The following is an 18,931-nucleotide window of genomic DNA, read 5'->3' on the forward strand; positions in this document are numbered from 1 at the left end:
GCGGTCGGCGGGCGGGGATACCGGCCTGCACAAGATTCGGCCCGCGTGGCGCCTCGGCCCGATCTCGCTGGTCCTGCGCCCGAGCATGGTGCTCATCACGCTCGCATTGGCTGTTCTACTGTTCGGCCTGTTCTGCCTCGATATCGCCACCGGCGACACACATATCCCGCTGGGCCGTGTCCTCGATGTACTGACCGGCGGCGGCACCCGATCGCAGCGATTCATCATCTGGGAATCCCGGATGCCGCGTGCGCTCACCGCCGTGGTGGTCGGCGCGGCGCTCGGGCTGGCGGGTGCGATCACCCAATCCATCCTGCACAACCCACTGGCCAGCCCGGACATGCTCGGCATCACCTCGGGCGCGGGCCTGGGTGCGGTCGCCGTGCTCAGCGCGGGCAGCACCACCGGATTCGCCGCGGACGTCGGTGCGCCGCTGGCCGCGCTGGTGGGTGGGCTGCTGACCTCGGTGGTGATCTATGTACTCGCCTGGGGGCGTAGCCCATCCGGTGACACCGGCGCGACCGGGCTGCGGCTGGTACTGATCGGCATCGGCGTGAACGCGCTGCTGGTGGCCGGGATCAGCTGGCTGCTCACCCGGGCCACCTTGCAGGACGCCGCACACGCGCAACAGTGGCTCACCGGATCGCTCAATACCGTCAACCGCACCACCGTGATTCCGGCCGCGATCGCGCTGGCGGTCGTACTGGTGGTTTCGACGGTTTCGGCTCGCACGCTGGCCGCGCTGCGGCTGGGCGCCGAGAGCACTCGGGTGCTCGGCGTCCGGATCCAAACCCAGCAGGCACTGCTGCTCGGCACGGCCGTGGTCGCGGCGTCGATGGCGACGGCGGCGGTCGGACCGGTCGTTTTCATCGCGCTGGCCGCGCCGCAGATCGCGCGACGGTCACTGCGCACGCCCGGCGAACCGCTGATCGGCTCGGCGCTGTTCGGTGCCATCCTGGTGGTCGGCGCGGATGTGGCGTCACGGACGTTCTTTCCGGTGGACCTGCCGGTCGGCATCGTGACCGCCGCCTTCGGCGGACCGTTCCTGCTCTACCTGCTCGTGCGTATGAATCGGAAGGCGACCCTGTCATGACCACCGCACCCGCCCCGAACTCCGATACGCACCGGCTGGCCGCCGAGGACATCTCGCTCGGCTACGGCGACCGCGTCGTCATCGACGGCCTGACCCTGGAGATCGCCCCCGGTGTCATCACCACCGTGATCGGACCGAACGGCTGCGGCAAGTCCACGCTGCTGCGTTCGCTGGGCAGGCTGCTGCGCCCGCAGCAAGGCCGGATCATCTTGGACGGCAAGGCGATTTCCGCGCTGAAGACCAAGGATGTGGCGCGCGTGGTCGGCATGCTGCCGCAGACCCCGGTCGCGCCGGAGGGACTGACGGTCGCGGATCTGGTCGCCCGTGGTCGCCACCCGCACCAGTCCTGGTTCCGGCAGTGGTCGGCCACCGACGAGTCCGAGGTGCTGACCGCACTGGAACACACCGGTATCGCCGACCTCGCCGACCGCAGCCTCGACGAACTCTCCGGCGGCCAGCGCCAGCGCGCCTGGATCTCGATGGCGCTGGCACAGGGCACCGACATTCTGCTGCTGGACGAGCCGACCACCTATCTCGACCTGGCGCATTCGCTCGAGGTGCTGGATCTGGTCGACCGGCTGCACGACGAGATGGGCCGCACGGTGGTGATGGTGCTGCACGATCTGAATCTGGCCATCCGCTACAGCGATCGGCTGATCGTCATGTGCGCGGGGCGGATCGTCGCACAAGGCGCGCCCGGGGACATTATCGATGCCGAATTGTTGCGTGAGGTCTTCGGACTGGAGGCCACGGTGTTGGAGGATCCGGTCTCCGGACGCCCCATGATCGTGCCAATCGGGGCCCGGCATGTGCTGGAGTCCAGCCGCCGGAGTGATTGCCTGGTTCGCGAGATATGACCAATACCACACAGCTACCGGACAGTTACGACAGGGTGTAGTACGCAATCGCGTCGTTGGGTCCGTAAACTTGTGGAATGGCAGGACTTGGTGAACTCGAGAAAGCGGTCATGGACCAGTTGTGGTCGAGTGACGAACCGCAGACGGTCCGGCAGGTGCACGAGGCATTGGCCACACGTCGTGAGCTCGCGTACACCACGGTGATGACGGTGTTGCAGCGACTCGCGAAGAAGAATCTGGTGGTGCAACGTCGTGACGACCGTGCGCACCGGTACGCCCCCGTGCATACCCGCGACGAATTGGTCGCGAGTCTGATGGTGGACGCGCTGCAACAGGCCGACGCGGCGGGCAGCCGTGCCGCGGCCCTGGTGCACTTCGTGGAACAGGTCGGCCCCGATGAGGCTGACGCACTGCGCGAGGCACTCGCTAAGCTCGAAGCATCCGAAGGTTCCTGATACCTTCGGCGCGGCGCTCACAATGCCGTGAGTGTCCTGGCCCCACAACGCAGTGAGCTGAGTCGATGAACGCAACCGCGCCGGTATTCGCCGGTCTTGCATTGTTCCTCGCGGGGCCTGCTCCAGCGCTGTTGAGCCGCGCGATCTGGCCGTATCGGACTCCACGCGCGGCGCTGGTCCTGTGGCAGGCGATCGCGCTCGCCGCCGTGCTCAGCGCGTTCGGCTCGGGCCTGGCGATCGCGGCGGAACTGCTGGTCCCCGGACCCGACGGGCGTCCGACCACCTCGCCCACCCGCGAGATCGACGCGCTCGGCCTTCCGCTGTGGCTCGCCTACGTCTTCGTCTTCGCCCTCACCCTGCTGGTCGGCGCGCGACTGATCTTCTCGGTGATCCGGGTCGGCGTGCACACCCGGCGCCGCCGCGCGCGCCACCGGATGCTCGTCGACCTGCTCGACCAGGGCGGGCCGCACCGGCGCGCCGCCGACATCCGGGTACTCGCCGCGACCGAGCCCATCGCCTACTGCCTGCCCGGCCTGCGCCAGCGCGTGGTGCTGAGCGAAGGCACCCTCACCAATCTGGACGACGCCGAGGTCACCGCCATCGTCAGCCACGAACGCTCCCATCTGCGGGCGCGGCACGACCTGGTGTTGGAGGCGTTCACCGCGGTGCACGAGGCGTTTCCCCGGGTGGTGCGCAGCAAGGCCGCGCTCGGATCGGTGAAGCTACTGATCGAATTGCTGGCCGACGATTCGGCGGTGAAGGTGACCGGGCCGACCCCGCTGGCACGCGCCCTGGTGGCCTGCGCCAAGTCGACCGCGCCGCAGGGCGCGCTCGCCGCGGGCGGGCCGACCACCCTGATCCGGATCCAGCGACTCAGCGGCCGGATCGGCGATATCCGCATCGCCTCGGCCGCCTATCTGGGGTCGGTGGCCATCCTGGTGGTCCCGACCCAGGCCGTCGCGGTACCCTGGCTGGTCGAACTCAGTCGGCTTTTCCACAGCTGACATCCGACACCGACCCAGCCGCTTCCGGCCGGACGGACCGAATACTTCGCGACACGAGTGCCCACAGCGGCGCAGAGTCGTTCGAAAGGCTTGTGCGGTGGACCGAATGCGTCCGCCATCCCGACCAGCGCCCGTGATTGCGCTGCACACGAAAGGCACCCGTTGACCTCCTCGCCCCCTGCCGCCTCGGCATCCGCCGTGACCTTCGCGGACCTGGGCCTACCCGCCGTACTCGTGCAGGCCTTGCGCCGCAACGGCATCGAGGCCCCGTTCCCGATCCAGGCCGCGACCGTGCCCGATGCCCTGGCGGGCAAGGACGTGCTCGGACGCGGTCCGACGGGCTCCGGCAAGACGCTCGCCTTCGGGCTTCCGATGCTGGCCAATCTGGCCGGTGGCGCCGCGAAGCCCGGCCGCCCGCGCGGCCTGGTGCTGGTGCCGACCCGTGAGCTCGCGGCGCAGATCGAACGCGCACTCGACGAACCCGCGCTCGCGCTCGGGCTGCGAGTCGCCTCGGTGGTCGGCGGTGCGCCGATCAAGCGGCAGGCCGACCGGCTGGCGCGCGGTGTCGACCTGCTGATCGCCACCCCCGGCCGGCTCGAAGACCTGATCGCGCAGCGCTCCGCCGACCTGTCCGAGGTGCGGATCACCGCGCTCGACGAGGCCGACCACATGGCCGATATGGGCTTCCTGCCGCAGGTCACCAAGCTGCTCGACCGGACACCGAAAGATGGCCAGCGCCTGCTGTTCTCGGCCACCCTGGACGGCGAGGTCGACAAGCTGGTCAAGCGTTACCTGCGCTCGCCCGTCACCCATTCCACCGCGCCGCCCTCGGCGTCGGTCGCGACCATGTCGCACCATCTGCTCTTCGTCCGCGACAAATTCGACAAGCGCGCCGTCATCGCGGAGATCGCCGCCCGCGACGGCCTGACCATCATGTTCGTCCGGACCAAGCACGGCGCGGACCGGTTGGCCAAGCAGTTGCGCGGAGCCGGAATCGCCGCGGGCGCCCTGCACGGCGGCAAGGCGCAGAACAACCGCACCCGCACCCTCGCGGCCTTCGCCGACGGCACCACCCCGGTGCTGGTCACTACCGACGTCGCCGCCCGCGGCATCCACGTGGACGGCATTTCCCTGGTCGTGCACGCCGATCCGCCCGCCGAATCGAAGGCCTACCTGCACCGGGCGGGGCGGACCGCGCGAGCCGGTGAGGACGGCGTGGTCGTCACACTGGTCACCGCCGAGGAACGCTCCGATGTCGAGAAGATGACCCGCAAGGCGGGTGTGGACGTGGTCGGTATCGATATTCGTCCGGGCGACCGCAAGCTCGTCGAGATCACCGGGGCACGTCAGCCCTCGGGTGTCGCGGTGGCGGCCCCGGCCGCTCCTGCCCAGCCCGCACGCAAGGCTGCCGCCCCCAAGCGCCGGACCGCGGGGCCCGGCAAGCGCGGCGGCGCCTCACTCGGCACCGAGGTGATCGACGACCCGACCTACGGCTGGTCGCCCGACGGCGCACCGAAGACCGCGCGACGCTCCGGTGGTCGTTCCGCGACCGGTCGAGGTTCCGCCAGGTCCGCTGGACGTGGCGGTGCGTCCGCCGCGGACGCCCGGTCCAATGGGCGCGATTCCGGTTCGGCCGGCGGCTCCGCGCGGTCGAACGGTCGTGGCGCGGATACCACTCGATCGGGAGCCCGCGGTCGTGACGCGGGTTCGGCGGGCCGCAGCGGCGCGTCCACACGGACCGGCCACGCAAATGGGTCACCGAGATCGGCGGGTCGCGCCGATGGTCACGCGTCGGCGGGTCGCTCCATCACGGGAGCCGCCCCCAGCCGTAACGCAACCAAACCGGCTACGGGCCATGGCACGGGCAAGTCGACCGGAACGGCGACGAGCACCACCCGCACCACCCGCGCGTCCGGGGCCGACACGCCCGGAACGTCACGGCGACGCGCCGGTCGCCCACAGGGCCTCCCAACCCAGCGCAACCGCGGAGCAAACTAGCCTGCGACGCGCCGGATAGCCGTCCTGGTCGGCTCGGCCCAGCGGGCAGACTGATCGGCATGTCGCATCATCCGCTGGGCGCGATTGTCGCTGCGCTGCTGGCCGCCCTGCTGTTCGCGGTGGCGGCGGTGGCGCAGCAGCGGGCCGCGGCCGCGGTGCCCGAGGGTGAATCTCTGGTCGGGTCGCTGGTGCGGAATCCGCGGTGGTGGGCGGGGATCTTCGGGGATGTGGGCGGGTACGCCATGCAGGTCGCCGCGCTGGCGTTGGGGACGGTCCTGCTCGTGCAGCCGCTGCTGGTAACCGCGTTGATCTTCGCACTGCCGTTGGCGGCTCGGCTGAACGGACGGCGGATCGAACCGCGCACCTGGGCGACCGCGCTCGCATTGGCCACGGCGCTGGCGTGCTTCCTGCTCGTCGGAAATCCTTCCGAAGGCAATTCCACTGCGCCGCTGGGTGATTGGATCGTGCCGCTGGCCATTCTGCTCGGTTCGGTCGTCGGCGCGGTCGCGATCGGCGTGGCGAGTTCGGATCCGGGGCGGCGGGCATTGTTGCTCGGCGCCGCCGGTGGTTCGCTGTACGGTCTGGCCGCCGCGCTCACCGCCTACGTCACCGATCTGTTCGACGACGGTCTCGGTGCGGTGCTCGGCAGCTGGCAAACCTGGGCGCTCATCGCCTCGGGGCTGGTCGGCGTCTATCTCCAGCAGCGCGCGTTCCAAGCGGGATCGCTCACCGCGTCCCTCCCGGCGGTCACCATCGCCGAACCGCTCGCCGCCGCATTCATCGGGATCACCGTCCTCGACGAACGGCTGCGCACCGACACCCTAGGCTTCGTCGTCGTCGCGGTGACGGTCCTCGTCATGTGCGCCACCGCGATTCGGCTCTCCCGCGCCGAAGCGGAATTCTGATCCCGCGACATTCGACCGCACCGCCCGCTTTACCGCCATATCGGGCTTCGCGCACGTGCTGAGAATGTGATCCATCTCGCCGCGCGAATGCTACGGAATTGCACGTACCCCCGAGCGGCCGGTTAATATTGGTCAAGTGCAGTTTCTCCCTGGCCATCAGCCGCCGTACGACCTGACATACGACGACATCTTCCTCGTACCCAATCGGACGGATGTCGCGTCGCGGTTCGACGTTGATCTGTCGACCACCGATGGGTCCGGCACCACCATCCCGATCGTCGTGGCGAATATGACCGCCGTCGCGGGTCGCCGCATGGCCGAAACCGTCGCCCGCCGTGGCGGCATCGTGGTGCTGCCGCAGGATCTGCCGATCAGCGCAGCCTCCGACACCATCTCCTTCGTGAAGAGCCGCTCGCTCACCGCGGATACCCCGGTCACCCTGGATCCGGAGCGTTCGGTCTCCGAGGCCGTCGCCCTGATGCACAAGCGTGCGCACGGCGCCGTGGTCGTCGTCGAGGCAGGTAAGCCGATCGGCGTGGTCACCGAGGCCTCGTGCACCGACGTGGACCGGTTCGCCCGGTTGCGCGATGTCGCGATCACCGATTTCGTGCAGGCCCCGGCCTCGACCTCGCCGCGCGACATCTTCGACCTGCTGGAGAGCCAGCACGCCGAGCTCGCGGTGCTCACCGCCGCGGACGGTTCGCTGGCCGGCGTGATGACCCGTACCGGCGCCATCCGCGCGGGCATCTACCAGCCCAATGTCGATGCCAACGGGCAGCTGCGGGTCGCGGCGGCGGTCGGCATCAACGGCGATGTGGCCGCCAAGGCCAAGTCACTGGTCGACGCGGGCGCGGACCTGCTCGTCATCGATACCGCGCACGGCCACCAGTCCAAGATGTTGGAGACGCTGCGCGCCGTCGCCGACCTCGGCCTCGGTGTTCCACTCGCGGCAGGCAATGTGGTATCCGCGCAGGGCACCCGGGATCTGGCCGAGGCGGGCGCGACCATCATCAAGGTCGGTGTCGGACCCGGCGCCATGTGCACCACCCGCATGATGACCGGCGTCGGTCGCCCGCAGTTCTCGGCGGTCGCCGAATGCGCCACTGCCGCCAAGGAACTCGGTGTGGCCATCTGGGCCGACGGTGGCGTGCGGCACCCACGCGATGTGGCCCTCGCGCTGGCCGCGGGCGCGTCCAATGTGATGATCGGCTCGTGGTTCGCCGGAACCTACGAGTCCCCCGGCGACCTGCGCGTAGACCGTGACGGCAATGCCTACAAGGAAAGCTTCGGCATGGCCTCCAAGCGCGCCGTCGCCGCCCGCACCGCCTCCGACAGCGGTTTCGATCGGGCCCGCAAGGCCCTGTTCGAGGAGGGCATCTCGAGTTCGCGCATGCGCCTGGACCCGGAACGCCCGGGTGTCGAGGATCTGATCGACCACATCACCTCCGGCCTCCGCAGTGCCTGCACCTACGCGGGTGCGCGCAGCCTCACCGAATTCCACGACAAGGCCGTGCTCGGTGTGCAGTCCGCCGCGGGCTTCGCGGAAGGACGCCCGCTCCCCAGCGGTTGGTGAACTCCCGCCCGCCGGGACTCGCACGGTCCGACGGCACGGTGCCGGATACATCCGGCGCCGTGACCGAATCCGACGAGACGTGTTCGCATCCGAGCGGCCACAGCGCCTACGGACAGGCCGTCCGGATGCGAGATCTCCCAGGCCGCGAACACCCTGTACGGGACGCTGCGATATACGCCGTGCCGCAGGCGCGGCAATCCGACGCAGCCGGTAGCATAGGGGTTGCCGGCTCGTCCCGGCTCGAAGAATTCCGCATGCCGAAAGGACTCAGTTGTCACCCGCGTCCGAGGGCGCCGCACAGGAGGGCTCCTCTACCGAGCCGGGTGACAAACCCGGCGCTCTCCTTCCCGCAGCAGACCCGTCCGACCCCCTCCCATCCCGCGCGTTCCTTTCCCTGACGCTCAGCGGGCGGTGTTGATCGTGTCCGTCGCGCTCACCGTGCTCAGCCTGATCGGGTTCATCGCCCTCACGGTAGGCACCGCTCTATTCGTCGCCGCCGAATTCTCGCTCACCGCACTGGAACGCAGCACCGTCGAGGCGCATGCGCGCGACGGCGACGTGCGCGCCCGGATGGTGCGCCAGGCGCATCGCACCCTGTCCTTCCAGTTGTCCGGCGCCCAGCTCGGCATCACCATCACCACCCTGATCACCGGCTACATCGCCGAACCGGTGCTGGCCCGGCTGCTCTCGCCGCTGTTCACGGCGTTCGGCCTCAGCGCGGGTACCGCGCACGGCATTTCGCTGACATTGGCGCTGGTGCTGGCCACCTCGCTGTCGATGATCTACGGCGAGCTGGTGCCGAAGAATATCGCCATCGCCAAGCCGCTGGAGACCGCGCGGATCACGGCGGGCCCGATGATCTTCTTCTCCGTGGTCTTCAAGTGGATGATCTCCTTCCTGAACAGCAGCGCGAACTGGGTGGTTCGCCGCCTCGGGATAGAGCCGGCCGAGGAATTGCGGTCGGCTCGCTCCCCGCAGGAGCTGGGTTCGCTGGTCCGCACCTCCGCGTTGCGCGGCGCCCTCGACCAGCGCACCGCACAGGTCATGGACCGTTCGCTGCAGTTCGGTGAGCGCAGCGCCGAGGAACTGATGACCCCGCGCGTGAAGATCGAATCGCTCGACAAGTCCCACACCATTGCCGATCTCATCGCCGCGGCCAGCCGCACCGGCTACTCCCGTTTCCCGGTGATCGACGGCGACCTCGACAACACCCTCGGCGTGGTGCACGTCAAACAGGCCTTCACGCATCCGGCGGCCGCGCGACGCACCATCCCACTGCACTTGCTCGCACGCCCGGTGCCGGTGGTGCCCGCCAGCCTCGACGGTGATGAGGTGCTGGAACGTGTCCGCGCGGACGGTATGCAGATCGCGCTGGTCGTCGACGAATACGGCGGCACCGCGGGCATAGTCACCATGGAGGATCTGATCGAGGAGATCCTCGGCGACGTGCGCGATGAGCACGACGAGGAGGAGCGCGAGGTGCGCCGGGTCGCCGATGGCTGGGACTGCTCGGGTCTGCTGCGCATCGACGAGGTCTCCCGCGCCACCGGCTACGACGCCCCCGAGGGTGAATACGAAACGCTGGGCGGCCTGGTGCTGACCAGGCTCGGCCGCATCCCGGAGACCGGCGACGAGGTGATGCTGCCCAATTCGCCCGCGCACAACCGGCACCCGTACGAGACCGACGAGGGCGGTTGGATCGCCCGGGTCGAGCGAATGGACGGACGGCGCATCGACCGGGTGCGATTGATCCCGGTTACCCGCGAGGCGCTGGCCGAGCACACCAAACTCGGCCTCGCGCAGCAGGCCGAGCACGACCGGGTGGATCACCCCCAGCACACGGAGCACAGCCATGGGTGATCTGCTCGGGGTTCTGCTCACTGTCGTCCTGCTCGCGGGTAACGCCTTCTTCGTCGCCGCCGAGTTCGCGCTGATCTCGGCGCGCCGCGATCGCCTGGAAGCCCTTGCCGCCCAAGGTAAGCGCAATGCCAATACGGTGATCCGCGCGGGTGAGAACCTGTCCATGATGCTGGCGGCCGCCCAGCTCGGCATCACCATCTGCTCGATCCTGCTCGGCCGAGTCGGCGAGCCCGCCGTCGCGCATCTGCTGGAGGGCCCGTTCGATCTCCTCGGCCTGCCGGATCAGCTGCTGCATCCGGTGGCGTTCGCGGTCGCACTCACCATCGTGGTGATCCTGCACATCCTCTTCGGCGAGATGATCCCGAAGAATATCGCGCTGGCCGGCCCGGAACGCAGTGCGCTGCTGCTGGTTCCGATCCATCTGATGTGGCTGCGGCTGGCTCGTCCGATCATCGCGATCTACAACCTCGCCGCGAATCTCTCGCTGCGGCTGTTGCGGATCGAGCCCAAGGACGAGCTGGACGCCACCGTCTCGAGCGTCGAGCTCGCCGAGATGATCGGCGAATCCCGTTCGGAGGGGCTGCTCGACGAGGAGGAGCACCGCCGCCTGACCCAGGCGCTCGGCACCTCGGATCGGATCGTCGCCGATATCATGGTGCCGTTGGCCACCACCCGATCGGTTCCCCTGCGCGGTAACGGAACCACGCTCGGGGATGTCGAATCGGCGGTCGCCGAAACCGGCTTCTCGCGTTATCCGGTGCGGGCCGCCGACGGTTCACTGGTCGGCTACCTGCATGTGAAGGATGTGCTGGACAAGGTCGCCGACGAGAACGCGGGGCCGAACACCCCGATCCCCCGCACCGATATCCGTCCGCTGCCGGCGGTGAGCATGGGCACCACGCTCTACGAGGCGCTGGCCCGGCTGCGCCGCACCAACAGCCATCTGGGGCGCGTGGTGGACAGCCGCGGCAATACCACCGGCATTGTGGCGCTGGAGGATCTGGTGGAAGAGTTCGTCGGCACCGTCCGCGACTTCACGCACCGGGTGGCCGAATGACGTCGCATCGATCTCCCCGATAGGCGATGACCGTGCTCGTATTGCCCCGATCCGATTGGCAGGCGCGTGCCACCGCGCACCGCGCCCGGGTCGATGACCTCGTCGGCCCGTACCTCGAACGGCGGGCCTCGGGGTCGACGCATCCGGTGATCGACTTCCTGTTCACCTACTACGGACACAAACCCGCCCAGTTGCGGCGCTGGCATCCCGGGTTCGGTGTCGCGCTGGCGGGCGCGAAGGAGTACGACGGGGCGCGCGGGTATCGCAGGGTCTCGGCACCGCTCGCCGGGGATCGCACAGCCGCGGACGTCGAGGGGTCCGATGCGGTATTCGCGGCCGATCCGGCCTACCTCGAGCGCCGCCGCGACACCATTGAATTCGTCGCGAATCTGCTGCGGGCCACCGCATCCCGGCCCGCCCAGCTGTCCTGCTTCGGCTTGCACGAGTGGGCGATGGTGTACCGCACCGACGATGTCCGCCACCAGCAGGTGCCGCTGCGGCTGGGTCGCGACGGTACCGATGCGGTGGTCGAATCGATGTCGCTGCGCTGCACCCATTTCGACGCCTTCCGCTTCTTCACCCCGGAGGCGGTGGGCCGCAACGCCCTACAGTTGACCCGTAGCGATCAGGTGGCCAGGGAACAGCCCGGCTGCCTGCACGCCAATATGGACCTCTACAAATGGGGTTTCAAACTGGTCCCACTGATCTCCTCCGAACTGCTCCTCGCATTCTTCGAACTCGCCTGCGCCGCACGAGAACTCGATATGCGCGCCAGCCCCTACGATCTCGCCGACTACGGCTACGACCCCGTTCGCATCGAGACCCCCGCCGGGCGGGCGGAGTACGTGCGAACCCAGTCGGCCCTGGCCGAGCGCTCGGCCGAACTGCGCACCACTCTCCTGGACGCCTGCGACGCGCTGCTCACGCACGGGCGGCCCCCGGCCGACGCCGGGTGACACGGGCCGCGCCATAAATCCACTGTCCCAGCAGCTGGTACTGTGCGGCCCCGACAGACGCCGATATCAAGCCCCGGGTCCCGGTACGGCGGCGCTTACACAACCTGAAATTCCGCGGGCTGGATCGACATGTCATCGACAGCCACTGGCGATGATCAGTGCACCCGACTTCGGTCTTTGACGCGTATTGCGCTGTCCGACTGGCCTTTGGTGCACCATGCGTTCGATGCTCCGAGCAAACCGAACATTTGGAATTTTGCCAAAACCTTCCACCAAGTTACCGACTGTTACTACTATTCAGTCAGTTCGCGTCGCTGTCCCAGTCAGCTGACCCGACATGTACCGCACACCACTGACGCTTGGGGACCCGCAACGATGCGCTCACTGACGACAATGCGCCGCGCCAGACCACTGGCCTTGCTCACGGCGGGCGTGGTCGCCGCCATGATGCTGCCGAACAGCGCGTCGGCCGACCTACAGTCGGATATCACGACGGCCGTGCAGGAGTTCCTCGATGTGGGCCGTACCGCTGCGCCGCGTGCCGACTGCGGACCCGGCTCCCTGCCGGAACCCGGTTTACAGGGCGATGTTCCGGCCGCCGACCGCAATAGCGGGCGCAGCACCCAGGGCTATCGCTGCAACATCTCCATGGTCGGCAACTTCGCGGGCCGGGGTGCGGGCATCACCTCCACCAGCTTCGAACACTGCGCCTATATGGGATCGTTCTTCCCGGGCGACCTGATCAGTGAGGGCCGCGGCGTCCAGGTGCTCGACGTCTCCGACCCGGCCGACCCGCGCCCGACGGTCACCCTCACCGAACCGGCCATGCTGGCCGGAACCTGGGAGAGCCTCAAGGTCAACACCGAACGCAAACTGCTGGTCGGCACCGGAGTGCCGGTCGGCGAGGGCGTCGGCTACCTGTCGATCTACGACATCTCCGACTGCGCGCACCCGCGACTGCTCAATCCGGGCGCGGGCACCAATCTGCTGATGCCGCTACCGATTACCACACATGAGGGTGGCTTCTCCCCCGACGGCAAAACCTACTGGGCCTCCGGCATCGCACCCGGTTTCGTCAGCGCCGTCGACATCTCCGATCCGAGCAATCCGCGCGTGATCTGGCAGGGACTCACCGGCATCGAGGCGCACGGCATGGGCTTCAGTCCGGACGGAACCCGCATGTACATCTCGGCGCTCAGCGGTTTCACCGTGCTCGACGTAGGCGCGGTGCAGCGGCGCGAGCCCGATCCGCAGGTGCAACACCTCGGTCGAGTCTTCTGGACCGACGGCCAGGCCACCCAGCACAGCGTCCCGGTCACCTACGACGGCAAGCCCTACCTGTACACCGTCGACGAGGGCGGCTCGGGCGGCGTCAAGCTGATCGATGTGTCCAATGACAGCGCGCCCAAGGTCACCGCGAAGATCAAATTGGAGATCAACCTGCCGCAGCATCTCGACGCGAGCATCGGATCATCCATGGGCGGTTCGGTATTCGCCTACGAATCGCACTACTGCGCGGCCGACCGGCCCGATAACCCCACCGCACTCGCCTGTGGCTGGATTTCCTCCGGCATCCGCGTCTTCGATATCAGCGACCCGCGCGACATCCGCGAGATCGCGTACTTCAACCCGCCCGCCCGCACCGGCCGCAATTTGGAGATGTGGAACTCCCCGCACGCACTGGCCTCGATCATCGGCGTCCCGGCGATAAGCGCCCTGCCCGCGGCGCGCGCCGTGCTGGAGGGTCAGTTCAACCCGTGGGACGCTCTCACCCAGCGCACACCGAACGTGGCCTTCGGCGATATGTCCACCGACTGGTGCTTCTCACCCCCGGAATGGCGCGGCGACCAACTCTATGTGGCCTGCTCCGATAACGGATTCATGGTGCTGCAGTTGGAGAACGGCGTCTATACCCCGCCAGCCGACCAGCGCTCCACCGTCGGGTCCTGACGTGCCGGATCCGAACCAGGATTCGACCGCACCGCCGAGCGGGGCCCCGACACCGGACTCGGCGACGGAGGCGGATTCGAACGGGCCGCGCGGCACCGCCGATACGCTCGACCCGATGTCGGCGACCGGCCCGGTGCCGGAGAACGGCACCGGATCGAGCGCGGCAAGCAGGCTCGGTGCACCGACCCTGCGGATCCGGATCGCCGCGGCCGTGGCACTCGCGGGCACCCTGGTGGTGCTCGGCGCCGCCATGCGGCCGGTCGTCCTGCCCGAGAAGCATTCGGCGACACCGGTGCTCGACTCGGTCGAGATCGGATTCGCCCAGGATATGACCGCCCACCATCAACAGGCCCTGCAGATGGTGCAGCGGCTGGACCCGAACGCCGCACCCACCGTGCGGCGTCTCGCCCAGCAGCTGGCCGACTCCCAACGCACCGAGATCGGCACCATGCTGGGCTGGCTTCGCCTGGCGAAGGCCACCCCGCTCTCGCCGCGGCCGATGGCCTGGATGCACGCCGAAACCGGGGCATCGCACCACCATTCGTCGGCTACCCAGCACGACGGCTCGGCGGCCTCCGGCACCGGAATGCCCGGCATGGCGACCACGGCCGAACTCGACGCCTTGGCCGCCGCACGCGGCCGCGACGCCGAGATCCAGTTCCTGCGGCTGATGCTGCGCCACCACCGGGGCGGCATAACCATGGCCCAGGTCGCCGACCAACTGCTCACCCACGGCCCCGTCAAGGAATCCGCCCGCTCCATGCTCCAAGCCCAAAGCCAAGAAGTCGGCATCATCGGCCTGCTGCTCACCCAGTTGGGCGGCGAACCTCTCTCCTGAACACCGACGGAGCACGGTCGGGGCTCTCGACCCGCCTCCGTCAGCACGGACGCGGGCTGAAAGCGGCCCCCGGGCGACCTGGCACCCGGCCTCGGTATTGTCGATCATGGTCGGCGGCTGCGGCCGGGAAAGGTTGAACCAGACGATGATCCAGGCGGATGCGATCACCATTCCGGCGCACGTGCACGGCTACCCGGCGGTGGCCTTCGGTGGTTATGTCGCGGGCCTGCTCGCCGCGCGCGCCGAGGACGCCACCGAATTGCGGGTCGACTTCCGCAGCAAGGTTCCGGTCGATACCCCGCTCCTGTCGACCGTCACCGACTCCGGCGGCCGGGCGCTGACCACACTGGACGGCACGGTCCTCGCCGAGACCGCCAAGTCGACCGTCACCGTCGCCCCGCCCGCGGGCCCGTCCTGGGCGGAGGCGCGAGCACTGACCGAGGCGGCCATGGCCTCCGGTGAGCGACGGGTCACCGACTGCTACGGCTGCGGCTCCGCCTGCGCGCCCGGCCGCGGACTTCGCCTGTTCCCCAGTACGCTGCCCGACCGCGAACTCATCGCCGCAGCCTGGACGCCCGACCCCGCCCTGGCCGCCGCCGACGGCACGCTCTCCCCCGAGAATGTCTGGTCCGCCCTCGACTGCCCCGGCGGCTGGGCGGGTATTCGCCTGGCCGGGATGCGTCCGGGCGCCGTCACCGCCGCGCTCACCGCCACCCAGTTGGAGCCCATTCCCGCGGGCGCCGACTACATCTCCTACGCGTGGCCCATTTCCCACCACGGCCGCAAGTACACCGTCGGCGTCGCGCTGACCACCCCCTCCGGCACCCTCTGCGCACTGGCCGAGGCGCTGTGGCTGGAACCACGCGAAATATCGGCGCGCTGAACCGCTTTCGTCCGGGCTCGGGTCAGGAGTTGTCGACGAAGCGGTACCAGCGCGTGTGGAATATCCGATAGCCGATGCCGCGCTCCGCGGGTGGGCCGAGGTAGGGCGGTGGGGTGTCCGGGAAATAGCCGAAGCCTTCGGAATTCGTTTCCGATCCTTCGATGTAGAACAGACAGCCCCCGTCACGCCGGGCGATGTAGCGGATCGCGTAGACGCCCAGACGGGTGCGGTGGCCCGGATCGGTGCACGTGACGGCCTGGTCCTCCAGGATGCCGCGCGACATCTCCCAGCCTGTCCTTTCCGGGATTTCGAACCACACCAGCGCCGCGAGGGTGCCGATCAGTACCGGGGCGGCCAGGCACAGCTGGACGGCGCGATAGCGGACCAGGCCGAGCAAGCCGAACAGCGCCGCGACCGAACCCGCCGCGACCAGCCCGATCCAGAGCACCACCTTGGTCGTCTGCGTGCCCTGGGAGGCGATCACCCAGCACAATGCCAGGCATAGCACCGCGACAACGCCGATGACCAGCACCATCCAGCACACGAACCAGAGCGGAGCGCGCGCCCGCTCCCGCCCACCGACGCTCATTCACACAACATAGTGTCCGCCCCCACCGCGACAGGCGGATTCGGTCGGCTTTCGCAGTACCGCACCGGGATTCGACGGATACGAGAAAACCCCCGGCCGCTGCCCCCGTGAGGGAGCGGGCCGGGGGTTTCCCGTGTCGGTCAGTGTGACTCAGAGCGGAGGGAATCCGGCCGAGCCGGTCGCCACCCAATTCCACAACGCCGCAGCGCGGTTCGTGACCAAAGCGACAATGTCGAGAACTACGCTTCCCATACTTTCCTAACCTCCAGCGATCTGCAATGCAGCGACCAGGTTAACGGATCGATCGCGGACACGCGCACCCGGTCGAACGACAACCCCCGGCCGGAAGCCGCCGACCAGGGGTTGTCGATATCAACTCGGCTAGCCAGTGTTTTGAAAGTGCGTCTTGTGGGGTGCTGCGCCGGGTGCCCGTTGGAAGTGTTGGGGTGAATGATGTTGTTCGGGTGAGCGTGTCGGTGTCGGTATGAGAAGAGGTCTCCGGTAGATGGGTAAGCGACCAAGCATTACCTGACAACCGGAGACCTCGTGACCAGGGTAGCGGTGACGAGGCGGGCGGATCTGACTGACGCGCAGTGGCGGCGGTTAGAGCCGTTGCTGCCTCGTGGATGGAAGGCGGGCCGCCCGCCGAAGTGGACGAAACGACAGCTCATCGATGGGATTCGGTGGCGTACTCGGGTGGGCTCGCCGTGGCGGGACGTGCCGGAGTGCTACGGGCCGTGGCAGACGGTGTACGGGTTGTTCCGCCGCTGGCAGCGGGCGGGGGTGTGGTCGCTGATCTGGAAGATGCTGCAGGCGTTGGCCGATGCGGCCGGGCGCATCGTGTGGCGAGTGAGTGTCGATTCCACCATCGCCAGGGCGCATCGTCATGCCGCCGGTGCCCGGTCCGATGGTGACGAGCAGGCCGAGCCGCCCGGTGGAGTCGGTACCGAGCCGACCGATCACGCGTTGGGACGGTCTCGTGGCGGGTGGACCACCAAAACGCATCTGGCGTGTGAGCAGGGCCGCAAGGTGCTGTCGGTGTTGCTCACCGCCGGTCAGCGCGCCGACTGCCCGCAATTCACGAGCGTGCTCGAGTCGATCTCGGTGCCGCGCGTGGGCCGGGGACGAGCACGGACCCGTCCGGACCAGGTGCTGGCCGACAAGGCCTACAGCTCACGCGCCAACCGGGCCTACCTGCGTGAACGTGGGATCACCGCGACGATCCCGGTGAAGGTGGATCAGGCGGCCAACCGGAAGAACAAGGGCTCCGCCGGTGGCCGGCCACCGGCGTTCGACCCCGACCGATACAAAGACCGTCACGCGGTCGAATGCGGTATCGGCCAGCTGAAGGAAAACCGTGCCATGGCAACCAGATACGACAAACTCGCCGTCCGCTACCTGGCCACCGTCCAGATCACCGCCATCAACCAATGGCTCCGACACGGCTGAGAAAGGTCACGTGCGCCGCCCTCAGCCACTTTCAAAACACTGGCTAGTCACGTTTGGCCAGCGCCGACCACTTCTCGGCGGTGGTGTTCCTCGTGTCGCGATGTGAGGGAGGGCTGGCGATTCGATGGTGGTCGTCGCGCGGATGGTCATCTCGGTCGATCAGCACGCCAACCCTGGATTGGTATCTCTGCTGTTCCGGTGTCTCGGAGTGCAGACTGTCCGCGCACTGCCCGTACCGGAGCTACCTGGTCGACGGCTGCCGAACCGGTCGTGAGTGTCTGCCAGTAGCGGCACCAGGCTGGCCAGAGGATGACGAACGCTGCTGCGGCCAGCCAGAGCGGCCACTGGTACTGCAGCCACCAACTCATGAATTGCCGGTTTTGGCTCGCAAGCTCGCTCGGTGACGTGTCTATGAGGACCAGGTTCGCGTTGGCCACGATGAGGTTGCAGCCCAGCACCACCAGCCATCCGAGGGGATAGCACATGATCGCACCGAGGGCATGGATTCGCGGTCCGGCACGAAGGAGGCTTCGGCGCAGCGCGGTCGGTGGATGGGTGAGGCGGGCTACCGCCCACCCTGCAAGGCCGGATCGGCGTATGCGGGCGGTGGCGACGGCTATTCCGGCAGGGCTCGATGCGGCCGCAATGTAATCGGCGTTGAGTTCGGCGCTCCACGATCCCGCGGCGGGCATGGCGATCGCGGCCAGCAGTACGGCGGTGGCACTGAGCAGCATCAGGCCGAGATGAAACAGCAGACCGAGGAATTGCCCAGCCTTGTGGCTGGCGCCGTCCAGGCCGACGGTGTGCAGGAAGTCGATTGCCTGGATGCCCCAGCTGATGCTGACCGGGACGAGCATGGTGGCAACGGCTATCGGAAGCCAGTGTTTGAGGACCCATTCCAGCGGACTGACGGCACCGAGCAGGATGTTGTCTCCCTGACGACAGTGGCCGATCTCGTGCAGGATGACCGCCTCTGCCGCAGGCCGATCCTTGCGCCACAGAATCGTCAACGGTCCGAATATCGCCAGCCGTGGCTGTCGCAGGCGATGGAAATAGGCCATCGCCAGCAGATCGGTGCGCCTCAGATTGACCCGGATATCGACAGTCGCCAGTTGTGCGAGAGCGAACGCGGAGATGGCTGCCACCGTCGGCAGGTCGGGCGGATGTTCCAAGCGGTAACGGTGCTCGACGATGCGGCCTCGCAGGCGGGCGCCGAACACGGTCGCGACAGCGGCGAGTACGACCAGCACGGGTACCAGGTCGACGACACTCGGGATGCGGAGCAGAGCGCTGTAGGCGACCGCCGCCGACGCCTTCGGCGTAACGCCGACCAGATCCATGATCAAAGACCACCACTGGCTGGCATTGTGCGGGATGGTCCAGGCCACCGTTCCCGCCAGCCAGAACAATAGCCATGGCGGGGCGGGTGCCCTAACTGGTCGGCGGGAGTCGGTCATCTGTGTC

16 protein-coding genes are annotated in these 18,931 nt (G+C 68.2%); 14 read left to right on the forward strand and 2 right to left on the reverse strand.

What is annotated here, in order from left to right:
• Positions 1-85: 85 nt before the first annotated feature.
• From AB0H61_RS37210 to AB0H61_RS37270, 13 genes are all read left to right on the forward strand, one after another.
• Positions 86-1,093 carry an iron chelate uptake ABC transporter family permease subunit gene (locus tag AB0H61_RS37210; RefSeq protein WP_357313288.1) on the forward strand — a complete coding sequence of 336 codons (1,008 nt, stop codon included), beginning with the start codon at positions 86-88 and terminating at the stop codon, positions 1,091-1,093.
• Complete coding sequence (locus AB0H61_RS37215; RefSeq protein ID WP_357313197.1) at positions 1,090-1,950, forward strand: ABC transporter ATP-binding protein; 861 nt, start codon at positions 1,090-1,092, stop codon at positions 1,948-1,950. The genes AB0H61_RS37210 and AB0H61_RS37215 overlap by 4 nt, the downstream gene beginning before the upstream one ends.
• A 77-nt stretch (positions 1,951-2,027) precedes the next feature.
• Positions 2,028-2,405, forward strand: a complete 378-nt coding sequence (locus tag AB0H61_RS37220; RefSeq protein ID WP_357313200.1) for a BlaI/MecI/CopY family transcriptional regulator — start codon at positions 2,028-2,030, stop codon at positions 2,403-2,405.
• Between the two features lie 65 nt (positions 2,406-2,470).
• Positions 2,471-3,409, forward strand: coding sequence for a M48 family metalloprotease (locus AB0H61_RS37225; RefSeq protein WP_357313202.1), 939 nt, complete (start codon positions 2,471-2,473; stop codon positions 3,407-3,409).
• Positions 3,410-3,607: 198 nt separating this feature from the next.
• On the forward strand, positions 3,608-5,407 hold the full coding sequence (locus AB0H61_RS37230) for a DEAD/DEAH box helicase (protein WP_357313205.1): 1,800 nt from the start codon (positions 3,608-3,610) through the stop codon (positions 5,405-5,407).
• A 59-nt stretch (positions 5,408-5,466) separates the two neighbouring features.
• Positions 5,467-6,312, forward strand: coding sequence for a DMT family transporter (locus tag AB0H61_RS37235; RefSeq protein ID WP_357313207.1), 846 nt, complete (start codon positions 5,467-5,469; stop codon positions 6,310-6,312).
• Positions 6,313-6,448: 136 nt separating this feature from the next.
• Positions 6,449-7,885, forward strand: coding sequence for a GuaB1 family IMP dehydrogenase-related protein (locus tag AB0H61_RS37240; protein ID WP_357313210.1), 1,437 nt, complete (start codon positions 6,449-6,451; stop codon positions 7,883-7,885).
• 420 nt (positions 7,886-8,305) lie between these two features.
• Positions 8,306-9,745 carry a hemolysin family protein gene (locus tag AB0H61_RS37245; protein ID WP_357313212.1) on the forward strand — a complete coding sequence of 480 codons (1,440 nt, stop codon included), beginning with the start codon at positions 8,306-8,308 and terminating at the stop codon, positions 9,743-9,745.
• The gene (locus AB0H61_RS37250; RefSeq protein WP_357313215.1) at positions 9,738-10,802 is read left to right on the forward strand and encodes a hemolysin family protein; all 1,065 of its coding nucleotides are present in this window, start codon (positions 9,738-9,740) and stop codon (positions 10,800-10,802) included. The genes AB0H61_RS37245 and AB0H61_RS37250 overlap by 8 nt, the downstream gene beginning before the upstream one ends.
• Positions 10,803-10,828: 26 nt before the next feature.
• Entirely contained in the window at positions 10,829-11,758 is a 930-nt protein-coding gene (locus AB0H61_RS37255) for a 3-methyladenine DNA glycosylase (RefSeq protein WP_357313217.1), read from the forward strand.
• Between the two features lie 375 nt (positions 11,759-12,133).
• Positions 12,134-13,708: a hypothetical protein gene (locus AB0H61_RS37260; protein WP_357313220.1), complete on the forward strand. Its 1,575-nt coding sequence runs from the start codon at positions 12,134-12,136 to the stop codon at positions 13,706-13,708.
• A gap of 250 nt (positions 13,709-13,958) precedes the next feature.
• A complete protein-coding gene (locus AB0H61_RS37265) occupies positions 13,959-14,546 on the forward strand; it encodes a DUF305 domain-containing protein (RefSeq protein ID WP_357313291.1) in 588 nt (195 codons plus the stop codon).
• A 145-nt stretch (positions 14,547-14,691) separates the two neighbouring features.
• Positions 14,692-15,429: a hypothetical protein gene (locus tag AB0H61_RS37270; protein ID WP_357313222.1), complete on the forward strand. Its 738-nt coding sequence runs from the start codon at positions 14,692-14,694 to the stop codon at positions 15,427-15,429.
• A 22-nt stretch (positions 15,430-15,451) separates the two neighbouring features.
• Here AB0H61_RS37270 and AB0H61_RS37275 read toward each other — a convergent pair whose 3' ends face one another.
• Positions 15,452-16,018 (reverse strand): hypothetical protein, encoded by a 567-nt coding sequence (locus AB0H61_RS37275; RefSeq protein WP_357313225.1) that lies wholly within the window; start codon positions 16,016-16,018, stop codon positions 15,452-15,454.
• A 546-nt stretch (positions 16,019-16,564) separates the two neighbouring features.
• On the opposite strand from AB0H61_RS37275, the gene AB0H61_RS37280 reads away from it, so the two are divergent.
• The gene (locus tag AB0H61_RS37280) at positions 16,565-17,467 is read left to right on the forward strand and encodes an IS5 family transposase (RefSeq protein ID WP_357313228.1); all 903 of its coding nucleotides are present in this window, start codon (positions 16,565-16,567) and stop codon (positions 17,465-17,467) included.
• Positions 17,468-17,613: 146 nt separating this feature from the next.
• Here the strand turns inward: AB0H61_RS37280 and AB0H61_RS37285 are convergent, their stop codons facing one another.
• Positions 17,614-18,924 carry a hypothetical protein gene (locus AB0H61_RS37285; protein ID WP_357313231.1) on the reverse strand — a complete coding sequence of 437 codons (1,311 nt, stop codon included), beginning with the start codon at positions 18,922-18,924 and terminating at the stop codon, positions 17,614-17,616.
• Positions 18,925-18,931 lie beyond the last annotated feature (7 nt).

Source organism: Nocardia sp. NPDC050710 (genome assembly GCF_040654375.1).
In the GTDB taxonomy this organism is placed as follows: domain Bacteria; phylum Actinomycetota; class Actinomycetes; order Mycobacteriales; family Mycobacteriaceae; genus Nocardia.